General features: G+C 46.5%; 2 protein-coding genes and 1 pseudogene. All 3 read right to left on the bottom strand.

The genetic code is table 11. From position 1 onward, the window contains the following. Positions 1–460: flagellar biosynthetic protein FliR (locus tag R7Q48_RS25340; RefSeq protein WP_318132903.1), on the bottom strand; the 460-nt coding region annotated here is incomplete at its 3' end. An 8-nt stretch (positions 461–468) separates the two neighbouring features. Continuing rightward, complete coding sequence (gene fliQ, locus R7Q48_RS25335) at positions 469–738, bottom strand: flagellar biosynthesis protein FliQ (protein WP_005457784.1); 270 nt, start codon at positions 736–738, stop codon at positions 469–471. Between the two features lie 26 nt (positions 739–764). Beyond that, a pseudogene (locus tag R7Q48_RS25330) lies at positions 765–946 on the bottom strand (flagellar biosynthetic protein FliP); the annotation flags it as partial.

Below are 946 nucleotides of genomic sequence, written 5' to 3'. Positions count from 1 at the left end.
TGAAGACCACCAGTTGCAGCATTTTTAAGTGACCATCGGTTGCGAGGAAAAACATGGTGGTCAAGAACATGAATAATTGACCAAGCAATGGCGTGTTCTGACCATTGGCAGGATCGACCATCGACGCAAAACCCAAGCTCGATTGCATACCAAGGATTTGCCCGAGCAACACAAACGTTTGGATCATAAATTGCGTCACCATGCCCATCGCGACGCCAATGATCATCTGCTCTGCGATGGTCATAAAACCACGAAATGAGAGCAGTTGAATGTCTTGCGGAACGGCAGGAATAGCGGGCATCACGGCAAAAGTAATCGCAAGGCCGAGATACAAACGAATACGAGGAGAAACAAAGCGAGCGCCAGTAACGGTCATCACCATCAACATAGACGAGATACGAACGTACGGCCAAAAATAATTGGCTATCCAGTCTAAGATGATTTGAGTGGGATACTCCATACCAGCCTCTAGTACAGAACCTGAGGCAAGCGCTCAATCAAGCCGAAGAAATATTCCATCAGCATTTGCGTCATCCAGTGACCAAACAGCATCAAAGCTAACAAAGTCACGATCAAACGAGGTAAGAAGCTTAATGTCTGTTCGTTAATTGACGTCGCGGCTTGAAAAATCGCCACGACCAAACCGATGAGCAAACTGGGAATAATAATGGCACAGACCATGATCAACACCATCCACAGTGCCTCACGGAAAAGCTCGACAAACATTTCAGGAGTCATGTCTTACCTCTTTTCTCTGTGCCAACCTAAAGGGCGAAACTGCCGGCTAAGGTCGACAATATCAAGTTCCAACCATCCACCAACACAAACAGCATCAACTTAAACGGCAGCGATACAATCATTGGCGATAGCATCATCATACCCATGGCCATCAAAACCGATGCCACCACCAAGTCGATGATCAAGAACGGCAGAAACAACATAAAAC

The sequence above is a fragment of the Vibrio sp. 378 genome (genome assembly GCF_033339435.1).
This window is presented reverse-complemented; position numbering and strand designations above follow the sequence as displayed.

What these genes read in the sequence shown, in the direction of transcription:
- fliQ (WP_005457784.1), bottom strand. Translation starts at nt 738, where the DNA reads ATGACTCCTGAAATGTTTGTCGAGCTTTTCCGTGAGGCACTGTGGATG.